This is a genomic window from Rhodococcus sp. HM1, from assembly GCF_023218075.1.
In the GTDB taxonomy this organism is placed as follows: domain Bacteria; phylum Actinomycetota; class Actinomycetes; order Mycobacteriales; family Mycobacteriaceae; genus Rhodococcus.
The window spans coordinates 23,389-39,458 of record NZ_JALPTB010000010.1 but is presented as its reverse complement, the minus strand read 5'-3'; the positions used below and the strand labels follow the sequence as shown (position 1 = coordinate 39,458).

Below are 16,070 nucleotides of genomic sequence, written 5' to 3'. Positions count from 1 at the left end.
CACTACCCGGTAGCGGCCGCGACCCGCGCCTGGGCTTCTTCCGCGTGTTCCTTCCGGGTCTTCCGCCGGTCCCGCAGGTACAGCAGTTCCATGACCGCGGCGCCGGCGATGCCCAGGCCCAGTCCGACGAATCCGATTCCCTGTCCCGGCGGGGTCCACCTCACGACGAGGTCCCCGGCCTCGGTGCCGGCGGGAATGTCCACGGCCAGGAACATCTCGTCCACCGACCGCGCTTCCAGCGGCCGGCCGTCCAGCGTGACCGTGTAGCCGGGCCAGTTCAGGCGGGCGAAGACGACGCGACCGCCGTCTGCCGAATCGACGCGGACCCGGCTCGTCGCGTAGTCCTCGACCACCGAGGTCGCGGTGACTCCCTCGGTGAAGGAGATGCGCCCGTTCCGGCCGCTGATCGGCCCGTCGATCCGCTCGAGGATCACCGCGTCGACGGCATCCGCGGACCCGGGCGGGGACTGCACCCACCGCCAGCCGGGCGGTGCCGGCTCCGAGTCGGCGTCCGGGTACTGCCGGCGCTGGAGCACCACCCGATCCACGAGCATGAGGTCCACGTAGGTCCGGCCGGTGCTCGGCTCGGTGGCGAAGGCTGCGGCGAACGCGTCGGCGCAACTCGATCCGTCGTGCCGCATGCACAGGTGGAAGGCGAATTCCTCGAAGCCGATGGGGGTGTAGGCGTTGACGTAGGTCTCGTCGAGGGACTTGGCGAAGTTGCCGAACACGAGGGACCGATAGACGCCCTCCGGGTTCGCCGTCCACGACAGCACCAGGGTGCGGTCGCCGAGTTGCAGCGTGGTCCCCGGCCGGTCCGGGAAGTTCGCCTTCGCGACCGACTGCCGGGCCGGCAGATCCCACGCGAGCGGGTGCGGGGTCGTCGACGCCACCTGGAAGTACACGACCGGCAGGGCCGAGAGCAGCAAGATCGTCGTCACCACCCACTCGCCGGCGTGGCGCGCGGTCCACAGGACGAGGGCCCCGACGAGGAGGACGGCGGCGGCCCAGAGCACGTGACGATTCATGAACTCCGGGGACGAGGACCCGGAGCGCAGCGTCATCACCAGCACGAGCGTGGCCGCCGCGCCCGCTCGGGCCGGGAGGTTGCGGAGCGTGCCGTGGCGGCTGACCAGCACGCACACCACGACGAGTGCCGCGAGGGCGAACATCGGCAGCAGCCGCGCCGGCCAGCGCAACGGCCCCATCACGCTGGGTCCCGCGGTCGCGATCAGCATCGCGGCGAGGAAGATCAGCGCGCCCGCGAGGCTGCGCACCGAGCGGTGCACGGCTTTCCAGTCCACGAAGGCGAGCGCCGGGACGGCGAACCAGGCGATGTAGGTGACGGGGAACGGCTGCACTTCCCCGAACCAGGCTTCGATGGCGGGCAACGCCGAGGGAATGCCGGAGTTGAGGGTGTCCGACCAGGGTGCCGTGAGGAAGTTGTCGTTCTGGAAGCCCTGGTCGGAACGCCAGGTCACGGAGCTGGACAGAACCCCGGGCAGATAGGTGATCAGTCCGCCCGCGGCGGCGCAGGCGGCGACGATCGCCAGTTTCAGCGACGGCCGCCACGACCGCCGATGGATGCGTTCGCCGATCACGAGGCAGCCGGTGAGGATCCCGGCGACGAGGGCGGGAAAGACGTAGCCGACGCTGATCGCGAGATAGAGGAAGACGAATGCCGGCAGGGGACCGGAGCGGCCGCGCAGGTAGCGCAGCGAACTCGCCCACGCCTGTGCCACCCAGGCGGAGCCGGTGAGGGCCGTGACCCAGGTCGCCTGGTCGAAGAACAGCGCGAATCCGGTGAAGGGAACCGCGGCGCCGGCCACCGCGGCCCAGGGCGCGCGGGCGCCGTACTCCAGGCAGATCCGGTACACCCCGAGCGCCAGGAGGACGGAGAACGCCCACTTCACACCCGTCGCGAGCAGCACCATGTTGTCGACCGACGGTGAGATCAGGTTGACGAGCAGCTGCGGCGGATTCCAGAGCCCGCCCTGACCCTCGACCGGGTAGTTGCCGGCCATCCACTGTTCGGGCACGAGACTCGGGAACTGTCCGGTCCGCAGGATCCGGCCGAGGAAGATCCAGTTCGGTACCGCACCCGATTCGGTGTCGTCGGTGTAGAACCACCGATCGTCGGCCGCCAGGATCACCAGGTAGGTGACCGTCACCATCGCCGTCACCACGGTGCCCCAGAGCCACCGCTGCCGTCGCGTCGTGAGCTCGACGGCGGACGTCACATGTGCTCCAGGGGTCGGACGGGGCTGGCCAGAGGCTCAGAATAACGCGGGGGTTCTCGGGAAATGCCCGACCCGGCGGGCGGCGATTCGCGGTCCGGTCTGCCGCTGCCAGGCACGTTGGTAGCCTTGGACAAGTTGTGTCCTGGGGGAAGACAAGGCTCTGAGAGCAAGGCTCTGAAAGGTATTCGGACGGAATGGACAAAGCCGAAATCGCTGCGATCGAACCGACAGGAGGGGTCGGCGACGCGGCCGACGGTTCGTCCGTCCTCGAGCGTCCTGCCGCCCGGCAGACCGCTCAGCGAGCGCTGTTTGCGGGGCCGTCCCCGCTGGTCAGCGACGACATGTACGTCACCGTCAAGGGGACCGTGGACCGCGAGCGGACCCGCGTGCGCCTCGGCCGCCGGAGCCGTATCGAAACGGACACCTACTTCGGCAGGTTCCCCGCCAGCTACTGGCAGCGCTGGACCGAGGTCACCGAGGTCGCATTCGAAGCCGAGATCGACGGCGACGGCCGCATCGAACTGGTCGCCACCGACACCCTGGGCCGGCGACGGATCGTCGCCACCACCCCCGTGTCGTCGAAGGGCACGTCCACCACGGTGACGGTGTCCACCCCGATCGACCGGTTCGTCGACGGTGGTGCCCTCTTCGCCCGGATCTCCACGAGCTCCGGCGAGCTGACCGTCGAGAACGCCCGCTGGACGGTTCCCACACCGAAGTCCCTGCGCAAGGCCGCGGTCGTCATCTGCACCTTCAACCGCGCCGACGACTGCGCGGCGACGCTGGCCGCCATGGCGAACGACCCGACGGCGATGGCCGACGTGCAGTCGATCCACGTGGTCGATCAGGGCAACGACCGGGTGGAGACCCGGCCGGAGTTCCGGCGCGTCGCCTCCGAACTCGGCGACCGACTCGTCTACATCACGCAGCCCAACCTGGGCGGTGCCGGCGGATTCACCCGTGGCCTGTACGAGGTCGCCGGGGCGTCGCGCAATCCCGGGGCCAACATCGTGTTCATGGACGACGACGTCCTGTGCGAACCGGAGGCGGTGGTCCGGCTCAACACGTTCGCGAACTGCACCGTCGAACCCGCGATCGTCGGCGCGCAGATGCTGTACCTGCTGCATCCCGACCGGGTCCACGTCGGTGCCGAGGTCGCGGACCTGCAGCGTCTCCAGGCCGGTATCGAGGTGCAGAACGCGTTCGCGGACAAGAGCACGCTCAAGAAGCAGCAGGAGATCCGCGTCGACGCCGGTTACAACGGCTGGTGGTCGTGCCTGATCCCGTCGGAGGTCGTCGAGAAGGTCGGCTACCCGCTTCCGTTGTTCTTCCAGTGGGACGACATCGAGTACGGCTACCGCTCGCGGGCGAACGGTGTCGCGACCGTCACGCTGCCCGGCGCCGCGGTGTGGCACGCGGATTTCGCGTGGAAGGACTGGGACGAGTGGCATCGCTACTTCAACCTCCGCAACGCCATGATCACCGCCGCGCTGCACACCGAACTCGACGGCAAGGCACTGGCCAAGCAGCTGCGGACCGACCTGTTCCGCTACCTCGTCTCCATGCAGTACGGCATGGCGTTCACCTTGATCAAGGCCATCGAGGACTTCCTGCGAGGACCGGAATTCCTGCGCGACGGGGGCATGGAGGCCGCGGCCGCCATCCGTCGTGAGCGCGCGGAGTACGGGGAGACCATCCGCCACAACGCGAACAACGTGCCGGACCTGCGTGCGGCCGACATGTTCATCACCCCGGCCGGACCGCACCCGCGCAAGAGCCTCGAATGGGCGGTGCTGGCCAAGCGCGCCCTCAACCAGTGGCGTGGCACTCTTCCGGCCGATCCGGTCGCGATCCCGTCGTCGGACGCGCACTGGTGGCACGTCTCGCTGTTCTCGCACGCCGTGGTCACCGACGCCTCCCAGGAAGGTGTCCGCGTGCGCAAGCGGGACAAGAAGCGGGCCGTCGAACTGCTCCGGCGCGGTATGAGCGCGCTGCAGGCGCTGAAGAAGGAGACGCCTGCGGTGTCCCTGCGGTATCGCGAAGCCGCGCCGCAGCTCACCAGCCGCGAGAACTGGGCCCGCCTGTACGGGCAGTAGCCCATGGCCGATCGGACCACGGCGGGCGCGCGGGACGCTGTCCTCGTCGCACTGCTGGGTTCGATCGTCGCAGCGTGGGGGTCGTGGCGGCCCTCCTTCTGGTACGACGAGCTTGCCACCCTGTCGGTGGCGCAGCGCTCCCGCGTCGACCTGGACCGGGTGCTCGGCAACGTCGACGTCGTCCACGGCCTCTACTACGTGGCGATGCGGTACTGGTTCGCCGTGTTCGGGGCCTCGGAGTTCTCGGCACGGGTGCCGAGCGTCCTGGCCGTGGGCGCGGCGGCCGGCGGCGTCGTCGTGCTGGGCCGGAAACTCGGCGGCCGACGGCTGGGCGTGATCGCGGGTGTCGTCTTCCTCGTGCTCCCGCGCGTGACGTGGGCTGCGGTCGAGGCCCGCAGCTACGCCCCGTCCGCGGCCGCCGCCGTGTGGCTGACCGTGCTGCTCATCGTAGGGTGCGAGTCCGGCCGGGTCCGATGGTGGCTGCTCTACGCCGCCGTGCTGGCGCTGTCGGTGGTGCTGTTCGTGTACGCGATCGCGCTGGTACCGGCCCACCTGATCACCCTGGCGCTGCGGGGCGACCTGCGGCGTCGCGGGCTCGCGTGGCTGGGGGCGGTCGTCGCGGGCTCGGCTGTGGCCGTCCCGCTCGTGGCGGAGGCGTTCGCCCAGGCCGGGCAGACCACGTGGATTCCGCCGATCGACCGGAACCTGCCGCGGATCGCCTGGGAGTACCAGTGGTTCGTGGGCGCCCCCTGGTTCGCGGTGGCGTTCACGGTGTTGATCGTCGTGGGGCTCGTGGCGGCTCTACTACGACGCACGCGGGTACGGCGACACGGTGTTCTCGTGGTAGCCGTGCCGTGGATCGTCGTGCCGATGGCGATGCTCGTGACGTACTCGCTCGTCGCGTCCCCGGTCTACCTGGACCGGTACCTGACGTTCACGACCCCGGCGGTCGCGCTGATCGGTGCCGCTGCCGTCGCGGCCGTGGCCGTCCGGACGTGGGCGAGTGTCGCCGTCACCGGTGCGCTGGTGCTGCTGTCCGTGCCGTCGTTCGTCGCGCAGCGCGGCCAGTGGTCCGACCCGAGCGGCATGGACTTCAGCACGGTCAATCACGACGTCGCCGGTCGGCTGGCGCCCGGTGACTGCGTGCTGTTCGGGGGCGCCGCGTGGAATCCGGCGTCGCAGCGTCTGGTGATCACGGCCCGGCCGGAGACCTTCGCGGGCACCCGTGACCTGGGCCTGGGACGGACCGCCGCCGCGGAGGGCTGGCTGTGGGACGAGAACCTGCCGTTCCCGGCGGTCGCGGGGCAGCTGTCCACGTGCGAGGTGGTGTGGTTCTTCGCGGACGCCGAGCGGACGACCGAGCAGCGGATCTACCACACGTCGAACCAGTGGTGGACGCTCCCGCCGCACCGGTTCGAGTCGACGCCGGAGTACGCCGGGCTCGTGCAGGCCGGGTTCCGGATCGACGACCGCCGGCAGTTCGACGTCAGCCAGGTGATCCGTTTCGTGCGGTGACGTTCACCGCGGGTGCACTCAGACCCAGTAGGCGACGCGCGAGCGGTAGTTGCGCAGTACGACCAGCGCCAACGCCCAGCCGACGACGGTCACACCCAGCACGATCAGCCAGTGGTAGAGCTGCTGGTCGCCGCCGAGCAGCGGCGTGCGCACGATGTCGAGGAAGTGGTACAGCGGGTTGATCTCGGCGATCCGGGCGCGGCCCTCGTTGCCGGTGCCCTGGAGGGTCTTCTCCGTCCAGATGATCGGCGTCATGAAGAACAGCAGCTGCACGAGGCTGCCGAGCAGCGGCGCGATGTCGCGGTAGCGGGTCGCCAGGATGCCGAACACCAGCGACACCCACACCGCGTTGATCGCGATCAGGGCGAGGGCGGGGATCGCGAAGACCGCCGTCCACTTCAACGGCTGCGGATAGATGATCAGGATGACGAAGTAGATGACGATGTTGTGGGCGAACAAGATCATCTGCCGCCACACCAGCCGATACACGTGCACGCTCAGCGGCGTCGGCAGCTGTTTGATCAGGCCCTCGTTGGACATGAACACGTCCGCGCCCTCGAGGATGGATCCCTGGATCAGGTTCCAGATGATGAAGCCCAGCGTGACGTACGGCAGGAACTCGGCGAGGTCGAGGTTGAACAGCGTGCCGTAGAGCAGACCCATCGCGACCGCGGACACCGCGGTCGCGATCGTGATCCAGAACGGGCCGAGTACCGACCGCCGGTATCTCTGCTTGATGTCCTGCCATCCGAGGTGGAGCCACAGCTCACGATGGTTGAAACCTTCGCGAAGGTCCTTGAACGCACGCTTGAATGTGCGCGAGGACGATTCGATCGGGGCATCGTCGAGGACGGAAGGGGCAGACACGGGTACCGAGGGTACTCGGCGCGCGGGTGAGCCATCCCCGGCGAGGGCATCGTTCATGCTCCGGCGAAGCGTTCCACGAGCACGTCGATGCGCCGGGATGTGTCCTGCGCGGGGATGCGGCCCGAGCGGGTGAGGCCGACGAGGCCGTGCAGGGCGGCCCAGAAGACCTCGGTGAACAGCTCCGGATCGACCGCGCCGGACAGAGGTCGCAGAGTGTCGAGCAGGACCTGGAACGCGTCGCGCAGCGGTGCGGGAGTTTCGGCGTCGGCGAACTGCAGATCGGTGGTGAGCTCGAACATCGCCTCGTACACGGCGGGGTGGGCCTGTGCGAAAGCGAGGTAGGTGGTCGCCAGCGTGCGTGCCCCGGGCTCTTTGCGGACGGCTTCGGTGAGTTCGGCTCCGAGCTGGGTGAATCCGTCCAGCGCGACCGCTGTCACGATCTCGTCCTTGCCGCGGAAGTGGCTGTAGAGCACGGGCTGGCTGTATTCGATCTGCTCGGCCAGCCGCCGGGTGGTGACCGCGCCCCAGCCTTCGTCCTCGGCGAGCCGGCGGGCGGTCGAGATGATCAGGCGGTGACGGGCGGCTCTGTCGCGGGCTCTGCGTTCGTTGACCGGCATTGTCGAATTCTAGCATTGCTAGTTCTTGGATCAGTGCTAGTGTTGTCATCGACAGAAGAACTAGCACTGCTAGGTACTGGAGGTCCCCATGTTGGACACGGTTTCCGTCGTCACGGTTGTCGTCGTCGGTTTGCTGGTGGGGGTGGAGTTCGCGGTCGCGGTGTTCGTGAACCCGATGCTTGCGCGGCTCCCGGGCGACGGCGCACTCATTGCACGCAGTGACGGCGCCCGCGTGCTCGGTCGCGTCATGCCGTTCTGGTACATCGCCTCCACAGTTCTCGGAGCGTTGTGGTCGATCCTCGCGTGGGGCGAGCCGCACGCATCGCTGGTGATCGTGGCGACGGCGCTGCTGGTGCTCAGCGTGGTGATGTCCGTTGTGCTGCTCGTGCCGATCAACAATCGCGTGGCCGCGTGGGCAGGCGGGGGAGCGCCGGACGACTGGCAGGACCAGGTCGGGCAGTGGGATCGCTACCACTACGCGCGGGTCGCCGTCCTCGTCGGCGCGTTCGTCCTCCTGGTGGTCGCGCTCGCGTGACGTTCCGTGAGAGGTCGAGAGCGACGTCTATACAGTTCTGCTGTCTCTACGAGCAGAACAAGGTGGTAGCGCCGAGTGAGTACCGGTCACGGCAACAGCGAGAACGGGTATCCCTCGGCATCCGAGGAGAACTTCCGCGAACTCGCGAGCGACGAGGACGTACTGATCATCTGCCTCGACCTCGTCGCGTTGTATCTGGACCTGGCCTTCGACGATCCGGCCTCCGGTGAAGTCGAGCGATGGACGCTGAGTTGTCTGCCGGCCACCGATCGAGGGCGACGGTTGTTCACGCTCAATATCGGACCGGTGGAAGTTCTCCACGTCGAGAACCCATTCATCGAGGACCGGGATATCGACGTGTGGTCTGTGTCGGTGTATGTCTCCCGTTCGGCGCTCGAGAGTCGGACGGGAAAGACGTTCGACGAATTGACTTCGCAGTTTCCGAATCTGCGATTCCACCGCTCCCAGCTCGCATCGGCTGAGGGCGACGCCGTCGTCATCAGGATCAACCTGCTCGACGACGCCTCGAATGAACAGTTCGTGACACTCATCGATGATGCAGAGTTGGTCAGGCGCCTCGCCGACAGGTTGGTCGCCAAGGGGAAGGGGCCGTACGGCCGCTACCACAATCGGTGGTTTGCCCAGGCGGTCCTCGATCATTTGCGTGAGGCGTGGGACGAGGTGCCTGCGTAGTCCCATCGTCTCGACGAGTGATGTTGGGGTGCAATATATTTCGATCTGAAGGGCGAGGCTCGAACGGTCGAAAGGGCTACCGCCTGAGGTAGTCGCCGTAGGAGCGTGAAGCCACGGTGCAGGTTACGTTGTATGTGCTGCAGTCGACTTCGCTGCGGATGGGATGACGGCAGAAGCAGGAGATCGCGGATGAGTGCAGTGATCAAGGGGTCGAAGACCGACCTTGTCGATCTCGGATATGAGGTCGTGCTCGTCACCGGTGGTCCTGTGGGCGCGGTCGATCTCACCGCCGTACTCCTCACCGCCGAAGGACGGGTGCGATCGGACGAGGACTTCGTCTTCTTCAACAACCCGAAGGCCCCCGGCGTCCGGCTCACCTCCGACACGTCCGCGACCGTGGACCTGTCGGCTGTCCCCGCCGACATCCACCGAGTGCTCATCGCGGCGAGCACCGAAGCGCAGGGGCGGCGATTCGGTGACGTGCCCGGGCTCCGCGCGGAGATTCGGGGCGCTCGACAGACCATCGAGTTCACCCCGCCCGACCTGACCACCGAGACCGTTCTGCAGGTCGTCGCGTTCTATCGTCGCGGCGCGGGATGGCGTCTCGACGCGGTCGGTCAGGGCTATCAGGACGGTCTGGCGGCGTTCGCGACCGACCATGGGATCGTCGTCGACGAACCGGGATCTGCTCAGCCGCAATCTGAGTCGGCAACTGTGTCGGCTGTTGCGGCCCCGCCTCAGCCGGCAGCGCGCCCGATCTCGTTCGAGAAGGTTCAGGTCTCCCTTACGAAGGATTCGGCGTACAAGACCGCCCGGATCGACCTGCGTAAGTCCCAGGGCGATCCGAACTGGGTGCTCACCGTCGGCCTCGAATGGGACGGCCGTGGAGCCATCTACGACCGATCCGGGAACGTGAAGAAGTTCGGCGAAGGCGATCTCGACGTGTACTTCTACTGCCGCAACGAACACACCAACGAGTACCTCGTGATCAGCGGCGACCGCGGCCACCGCGGCGATCTCGGAACGTGGCCGTACATCCATCACTACGGCGACAGCAAGGGTCCGGGGCGCGGCAAGAAGCCTGCCGTCGAACAGGTTCGGGTGCTCCCCAACGAGAACGGGGATCTGCTCGTCAACATCTATCAGAGCGTCGACAACGGCACCGGCGCGATCGACACGTTCGGCCGGCCGCGCGTCGCGATCCGATACGGCCGGGCCGGCAAGGACGGGCTGCCGGGTCCGGACGCCGACGAGATTCTCGTGTACGTCGGGAACGGGAAGAACGCCTACTGGGCGACCGTCGCGCACATCGACGTGCAGGACGGTGTGCTGACCGTCGACGGCGAAACCCGTTACAGCAGAATCGGAAGCGAGCGCATGCCCGGGCTCGATTCGAAGGGCACCTGGGTACGGAGCCCGAAGGGTGGTCCCACGGGTCGGAGCAAGAAGCGCAACGGCGGCCTCGGTCTCGACCGTTAGCAGGGGGCGTGCCCACGATAGATTCGGACGCCCTGCGGGCGGCTGCTTTGAACCGGCCAGCACTTCTGGCCCCACGTCGGGTGGTGACGTGTGGCTTCGGCTGGACCCGGTCGTTCGTGCCGACCCGTGCGATCGGGTGCTCCGCCACCAGCTGCGGAGGCTGAAGATGCTGGTGCCCTGTCGGTTTCGGGTTCGGCTCCGTGACCGGAGACCCGCAGCGTCGATGCGCTGACGTCGGACTGCGGGAGGGTGCTGGGAGAAACGAGCCAAGAAAGAATCGACCTCGGGACGTCGATAAAGCGCCGCGCTACCGCGCGTTCTGGGAGGCCGTATCGGATACAGATCCGGCTCCACCATCCTTGACATGATCTTCGTTGTCGGCAAGGTGCTCTGTGCAGGTATGCGGCGCACGAATTGGCCGAAGGCCGAGGCCATCACGCGCCCGCATCTTCACCTGCATCCCGAAGACCGGCTACGTCGGCGTCGGTGAAGTAACCAGCGAAGCCCAGCCAGCCGACGAGGCAATTCTCACCGTCTACGGGAACGAACTGCCGTCCCGCAGCCTTGAGCTGAGCAGGCCCTACCGCCATGAGATCCACGACGAGAAGGACGGTGAGGACTACAGAGGCTGGGTCTTACCGGTCCGGTGGATCACGACCACCTTCACCCTCGCCGACCTTCCCTACATCATTCCGGCAACGGCTGGATTGTCCACCTGATCCACCCTGATTTGAGCTGTGCTGTTTGACGATCCTCAAACAGCACACCCGCAACACCCCGGCGCCCGATTGGCGTCCCGCGGTATCCGGCCATGTGCAGTGCAGCGTGCCGGCCGCCTTCTGTCGACCCGGTCGTCGTCCTTGACGGTGGGGTCGGCGCGCCCGTCGACCGTGCTCTGTGTGCCGGTGAGGCATTGAGGTCCACCTTCGATGCGTTTGTCCACCCGCAACCAGCTCACCGGCACGGTCACGGAGGTCACCGTCGGCGCCGTGATGGCAACTGTGAAGGTCAAGCTCGACGGCGGTGAGCAGATCGTGACCGCCCCGATCACCAAGGAGGCCGTCGACGAACTCGGTCTCGCGGCCGGAGTCGCAGCGACGGTGTTGGTCAAGTCCACCGAGGTCATGCTCGGGTTCGAATAGTCCCGCCGGCGACCGGGTCGGGCGCACCCCGGGTGCCTGTAATCCGGTGCAACCACAGCCGATCTGGTTGAATGCGGCCGTGAAGTCCGCACCGAAAGCAGCGTCCGGGGTCGTGTTCGACTGCGACGGACTGCTGACCGAAATCCTCATCGGGTATGCCCGATGCTCCACCGTGGGCCGTGATCTGCGGGCGCAGCGCACATCCCTCACACGCCTCGGCCGGTAGGCAGGATCCTTACGGGCGGGGGCTCAGTGTCCGGCACGTGTCCCGTGGCGACCGTCGTGGGCGGTGACTTCGAGGGCGACGCGGGTGAGGGTCTCTTCGGCGGGGAGAGCGGCCTGGGCGGATGCCGTCAGGTCGTATCGGGAAAACAGCGACAGGGTACCGGTACCGGACGACGGTGTCGTTCTTCTCGGCCACGAGGAGCATGCCCACCGTCGGTTGGTGTATGTCGTGGAGCCGCAGTCGATCCTCGACCAGAGCAACGTAGAAGCCGAGTTGCCCGGCATCACGCGGGTCGAACTTCGTTGTCTTGAGCTCGATGACCACGTAGCGCAACTGCTCGACGTGGAAGAACAGCAGGTCGACGTAGAAGTCGTCCCCGTCGACGTCGAAATGCACCTGGCGACCGACGAATGCGAATCCCCGACCCAACTCGCGCAGCGTGTCGATGATCCGCGCGACCAGACGCTCCTCGAGTTCCCGCTCGCTCGCGTCGCCGCCGATCGCAAGGGAATTCCAGCGCGAACGGATCCTTGGTGAGCTGCTGCGCCAGCTCGGAGTCCCGCTGTTCGAGCACGGAGCCGAAGTTCGAGGGCGCAGCACCCTGACGGTCGTGGAGGCGGGTGGTGATCTGATGAGCGAGCACCGAGCGTGACCACCCGTGCTCGACGTCCCGGGCGGCGTACCACTCACGCAGGTCCTGGTCGTCGAGCTTGTCGAGAAGTTCGGCGATGTGACCCCACGGCAATTGTCCAACGGGTCGTTGGATGATTGCTTCTTCGTCGGGCCATGCCTCGGCGAAGCGTCGCATGTAGAACAGGTTCGCTCGCGAGAAGCCCTTCATGGTGGGGAACTCGGCGCGTAGGTCCGCGGCGAGTCGGGACAGCACCTTGGTTCCCCAACGCTCGGTCTGCTGGCGATCCAAGATCGTGCGGCCGATCTGCCAGTAGAGGCCTATCAGCTCGGTGTTCACCTTCCGCTGCGCCTGATACCGCGCCTGGTGTACGCGGCGCTTGAGTTCCTCGAGCGTAGCGGCGTAGCCCGTGGGTTCGAGCTCTGCCATGCCTCGAGCATTGCACCCGCCTCCGACCAGTTCGTTCGAGGATCCCCGAGCCGGTACACCGCCATGGCGGCCAGGGACTTGACCCACGTGAGCCAGGACGGACTTCGGTCCTGATCGGACATGGCTGCTCGGAGATACCGACTGCTGCCGCGCGGACCGTGTACCGGGTCCGAGGCGATGGGCGTGCGGTGCGTGCATGGCGTGCACGCACCGAAGAGACATTGTGCGGTCGCGCTTGCAGATCCCGGCATGCCGACCGGGGTGGTCACAATCCGTCCAGCACGGCGAACAGGTCCCTCGAACAGGGTGTCGGCGGCTGTTCGATCTCGTCGAAGACCTCGGTGAGGTCCTCGAGGGTCTTGTGGTCGCGGCGCGCATTCCGGAGTGCCGACTACCAGTCGACCAGCCGTCCTTCATTCACTGGATGCAATCCCCGAGGGTGGCGTGATGCCGCCCTGGTACGCAGCCGCGACCGCTCTCGGAGTGCTGTGGTCGATCCTCGTGTGGGGCGAGCCGCGCGCATCGCTGGTGATCGTGGCGACGGCGCTGCTGGTGCTCAGCGTGGTGATGTCCGTTGTGCTGCTCGTGCCGATCAACAATCGTGTCGCCGCCTGGGCGGGTGGGGGAGCGCCGGACGACTGGCAGGACCAGGTCGGCAAGTGGGATCGCTACCACTACGCGCGGGTCGGCGTTCTCGTCGGCGCGTTCGTTCTGCTGGTGGTCGCGCTCGCGTGAGGTTCCGTGGGATTCCTGCACGGGCAAACACGAATCGACGCGGACGCCCTGCGGGCGGCTGGATTGAACCGACCGGAGACCCTACGGGTCGCTGAGTCTGCTCGGCCCCTTCCCCAACGCTGCCCGGTCGCCATACCCCGATAGACCGTCTCGGCCAGCACTCCTGGCCCCACGTCGGGTGGTGACGTGTGGCTTCGGCTGGACCCGGTCGTTCGTGTCGACCCGTACGATCGGGTGCTCCGCCACCAGCTGCGGAGGCTGAAGGTACTGGTGCCCTGTCGGTTTCGGGTTCGGCTCCGTGGCCGGAGACCCGCAGCGGCGATGCGCTGACGTCGGACTACGGGAGGGTAGCGACGGGCACGGTCATGCCTCGGTTACCGGAACGGCCCTCGTGCACAACCGTGTAAGTGAAACGCCTGTGGCCCCTCGACCGGCGGGGTCGAAGAGCGGAAGTGTCAGGACGTCGACAGGGGATCGAGCGGAGTCGCTCGCCGATGCGCGCCTCGATCGGGCGCGTGGATAGAATCCAGCCTACGGTGCATGACAGTCCTGTCTGTCGTGTGCCCAGACCCCGGATCGGTGTTCCCGCACCGGCCGGGGTCGAACTGTTTTCAGATGATCTTGGGATGGTCCCACGCGAGGTGGGGGCGGTCAACTCGAACACGCGTTCGTGCGCGAAGTTTGGACGACTCCTGGCCTGCGAGTGTCGAGTTCGGGCTGGGGCCCAGTCGGAACGCGAATACGCTGGGGCGATGGCACGCCCTTCCGACTTCATCAAGCAACTCACATCGACGACGATCTACCACCCCGACGGGACGACGGAGACACGGAAAGCTCCTGCCGTGTGGACACTCGCCCACCGTGGCTTCAGCGGATCCGGTCGCCTCGATGTGTGGGTCTTCCGCGCCAAGGGTGCCGCGCTGTATGCCGGCGCCGTCCTCGCGATGGAGCGAGAAGGACGACGATCAGGGGTGCGAACACGACGATGCCGATACCCACTGCCCGGCAGGCAAGGTCGAATAACTTGCTGCCCTGCAGGGATTCCGATGGAAGTGACGATGGCTGTCGCATAGACGAGAAGTCCCACGAGCTCGCCGGAGTACCACGACCGCGTGGGATCGGGGGCGACCCGGTCTCTGCGATCACTTACGGTGTGCCCGTATCCGCGACCAGATCAGCTCCAGCACGATCGCCAATCCCAGCGTCGCCACCATTGCGGCAAACGTCTGCGGGGCGGTCCGCAGGGTCTGCACCACGAATACGACGAGCACGATTACGGTCAACGCGATTCCGGTGACGAGGATGCCGGTTGCCGCTGCAATCTCCCGCCGGAGCCGGAAGGCGCCGATCGACGTGACGAGGAAGATCGCGAGGGCTACCACACTGCCGAGGGAGGCGATCGCGCTCAGATCGACGGACAGGGCCAGAACCAGAATCAGTGCGGCTGAGATGGTCAGCCCTCGGGTGCCACCGACCCATGCTCGACGACCGAATACCGGTGGGAACATGCCGGATTCGGCCAACTTTCTGGTGGATCCGGCAGCCGCAAAGAGGTTGGCGTTGACCGACGACGAGGTCGCCAGCAGTGCGGCGAGGGCCATGATCGCGAAGCCGGCGTCGCCGAGAGCGGGTTGGGCGGCCACGGCAAGGGCGGTCTCGCCATGCGCGATGACCTCGTCCACCGGCAGCGTCCCGAAGACTCCGACGGAAATCAGAATGTAGAGGGTCACGGTGATGCCCAGCGACAGGTACATCGCGCGGGGCAGGTTGCGGTGCGGGTCGGGAAGGTCCCCGCCGGTGAAGCTGACGACGGTGAATCCGAGGTAGGCGAAGAACGTCAGTGCCACACTCGACACGATGTCCACCGTCGGGGGATAGGTGGAGGGGGCGAGCAGGGCTGGTTCGAGGTCCGCGAGGGTAACCACGATGAAGACCGCGAAGACGGCCAGCAGCAGCACCACGATCGTGGTCTGGACTCGATCGATGAAGGTTGCGCCGGCGATGTTGACCGCGACCACGAGCACGATCACTGCGGCGGTGAGGACCTTGCCCCACACGACGGAGTCGTCGAAAAACAATGCGGCACCATAGCTGCCGAACGAGACGGCGACCATCGCGGTCACGATGAGAGCGGCGAAGTAGAGAAGCCAGGAGGCAATGGCGGTGGTGTGGCCTCGACCGTACGCCTGCAGCAGGAAAGTCACGATGCCACCGGAGGACGGATATCGCGCACCGAGCTTGGCTACCGCATAGCCCTGCAAGGTGGCCACAATTCCCGCCAGCAGGAACGACACCCACACAGCCGACCCGGCCACCGCCCCGGCCTCGCCGAGGAGCGCGAAAATCCCCGCCCCGACCATCGAGCCGACCCCCAGGAAGGCGGCACCGCGCACGGTCATCGACCGCACCGCCACCGAATCGTCTCTCCCTGCGCCGGCCTCCCCGTCGCCGCCGCCGGGCACCTGAGAAGCCTTCTCGTCCATGCCGTCCATAGTTCCCCACGGCAGGACCGTCGGAATCGGGTTTGGCCACCGAAAGATCTGCATGGTGTCGACCGTGCTCACCCTGGCGCTTCCGGGGATGGGTCGTGCTCGATGCACGATCCCGGCGGATCCGTTCGGCGAGACTGTCGATCACCGACACCGAATCTTCGGATCCGCGAGATGAAACGCTCATTCGTCCCGAAGCCGGCAGCGGTCGTATTTACCCGAATTCGCTGCGGTGTCCGGCTGAGCAGGCGCAAGATTCGGTAGTTGCGGGCATACGGGAAATGCGGCGATGAGCGGCCTGGGGAGGACGACCGTGGTCGATGAAATCCATATCGCGGAACTCAAGCGGCGATGCCGATGCCGTGAACGGTGCGGC

The 16,070-nt window shown here is 66.9% G+C and carries 14 protein-coding genes and 1 pseudogene; 9 read left to right on the top strand and 6 right to left on the bottom strand.

Going from position 1 to position 16,070, the window contains the following annotated elements; translation table 11 throughout:
- Window positions 1-2: 2 nt before the first annotated feature.
- Complete coding sequence (locus M1M07_RS07965; RefSeq protein ID WP_248673814.1) at window positions 3-2,240, bottom strand: hypothetical protein; 2,238 nt, start codon at window positions 2,238-2,240, stop codon at window positions 3-5.
- Between the two features lie 194 nt (window positions 2,241-2,434).
- Between M1M07_RS07965 and M1M07_RS07960 the strand changes: the two genes are divergently transcribed.
- Both M1M07_RS07960 and M1M07_RS07955 read left to right on the top strand, forming a co-directional pair.
- Window positions 2,435-4,336, top strand: a complete 1,902-nt coding sequence (locus tag M1M07_RS07960) for a glycosyltransferase (protein WP_248673813.1) — start codon at window positions 2,435-2,437, stop codon at window positions 4,334-4,336.
- A 3-nt stretch (window positions 4,337-4,339) separates the two neighbouring features.
- Window positions 4,340-5,851: a glycosyltransferase family 39 protein gene (locus M1M07_RS07955; RefSeq protein WP_197251601.1), complete on the top strand. Its 1,512-nt coding sequence runs from the start codon at window positions 4,340-4,342 to the stop codon at window positions 5,849-5,851.
- 18 nt (window positions 5,852-5,869) lie between these two features.
- Here M1M07_RS07955 and M1M07_RS07950 read toward each other — a convergent pair whose 3' ends face one another.
- Window positions 5,870-6,718 (bottom strand): ABC transporter permease, encoded by an 849-nt coding sequence (locus tag M1M07_RS07950; protein ID WP_248673812.1) that lies wholly within the window; start codon window positions 6,716-6,718, stop codon window positions 5,870-5,872.
- A gap of 53 nt (window positions 6,719-6,771) precedes the next feature.
- Window positions 6,772-7,335: a TetR/AcrR family transcriptional regulator gene (locus tag M1M07_RS07945; protein ID WP_197251603.1), complete on the bottom strand. Its 564-nt coding sequence runs from the start codon at window positions 7,333-7,335 to the stop codon at window positions 6,772-6,774.
- 88 nt (window positions 7,336-7,423) lie between these two features.
- Between M1M07_RS07945 and M1M07_RS07940 the strand changes: the two genes are divergently transcribed.
- The 6 genes from M1M07_RS07940 (at window position 7,424) to M1M07_RS07915 (ending at window position 11,410) form a co-directional block, all read left to right on the top strand.
- Complete coding sequence (locus M1M07_RS07940) at window positions 7,424-7,870, top strand: DUF1772 domain-containing protein (RefSeq protein WP_248673811.1); 447 nt, start codon at window positions 7,424-7,426, stop codon at window positions 7,868-7,870.
- A gap of 75 nt (window positions 7,871-7,945) precedes the next feature.
- Window positions 7,946-8,563, top strand: a complete 618-nt coding sequence (locus M1M07_RS07935; RefSeq protein WP_248673810.1) for a hypothetical protein — start codon at window positions 7,946-7,948, stop codon at window positions 8,561-8,563.
- Window positions 8,564-8,752: 189 nt separating this feature from the next.
- Complete coding sequence (locus M1M07_RS07930) at window positions 8,753-10,042, top strand: TerD family protein (protein WP_248673809.1); 1,290 nt, start codon at window positions 8,753-8,755, stop codon at window positions 10,040-10,042.
- A gap of 392 nt (window positions 10,043-10,434) precedes the next feature.
- Window positions 10,435-10,761, top strand: a complete 327-nt coding sequence (locus tag M1M07_RS07925; protein ID WP_248673808.1) for a hypothetical protein — start codon at window positions 10,435-10,437, stop codon at window positions 10,759-10,761.
- 210 nt (window positions 10,762-10,971) lie between these two features.
- The gene (locus tag M1M07_RS07920; protein WP_197251608.1) at window positions 10,972-11,184 is read left to right on the top strand and encodes a molybdopterin-binding protein; all 213 of its coding nucleotides are present in this window, start codon (window positions 10,972-10,974) and stop codon (window positions 11,182-11,184) included.
- 79 nt (window positions 11,185-11,263) lie between these two features.
- Window positions 11,264-11,410, top strand: coding sequence for a hypothetical protein (locus M1M07_RS07915; RefSeq protein WP_248673807.1), 147 nt, complete (start codon window positions 11,264-11,266; stop codon window positions 11,408-11,410).
- A gap of 9 nt (window positions 11,411-11,419) precedes the next feature.
- Here the strand turns inward: M1M07_RS07915 and M1M07_RS07910 are convergent, their stop codons facing one another.
- Both M1M07_RS07910 and M1M07_RS07905 read right to left on the bottom strand, forming a co-directional pair.
- A complete protein-coding gene (locus M1M07_RS07910; protein ID WP_248673849.1) occupies window positions 11,420-12,010 on the bottom strand; it encodes a PDDEXK nuclease domain-containing protein in 591 nt (196 codons plus the stop codon).
- A 64-nt stretch (window positions 12,011-12,074) separates the two neighbouring features.
- Window positions 12,075-12,470, bottom strand: a pseudogene (locus M1M07_RS07905) (DUF1016 N-terminal domain-containing protein); the annotation flags it as partial.
- Between the two features lie 447 nt (window positions 12,471-12,917).
- Here M1M07_RS07905 and M1M07_RS07900 point away from each other — a divergent pair.
- Entirely contained in the window at window positions 12,918-13,205 is a 288-nt protein-coding gene (locus M1M07_RS07900) for an anthrone oxygenase family protein (protein ID WP_248673806.1), read from the top strand.
- 1,142 nt (window positions 13,206-14,347) lie between these two features.
- On the opposite strand, the gene M1M07_RS07895 is transcribed toward M1M07_RS07900, so the two are convergent.
- Window positions 14,348-15,688, bottom strand: a complete 1,341-nt coding sequence (locus M1M07_RS07895; RefSeq protein WP_248673805.1) for an APC family permease — start codon at window positions 15,686-15,688, stop codon at window positions 14,348-14,350.
- Window positions 15,689-16,070: the final 382 nt, after the last annotated feature.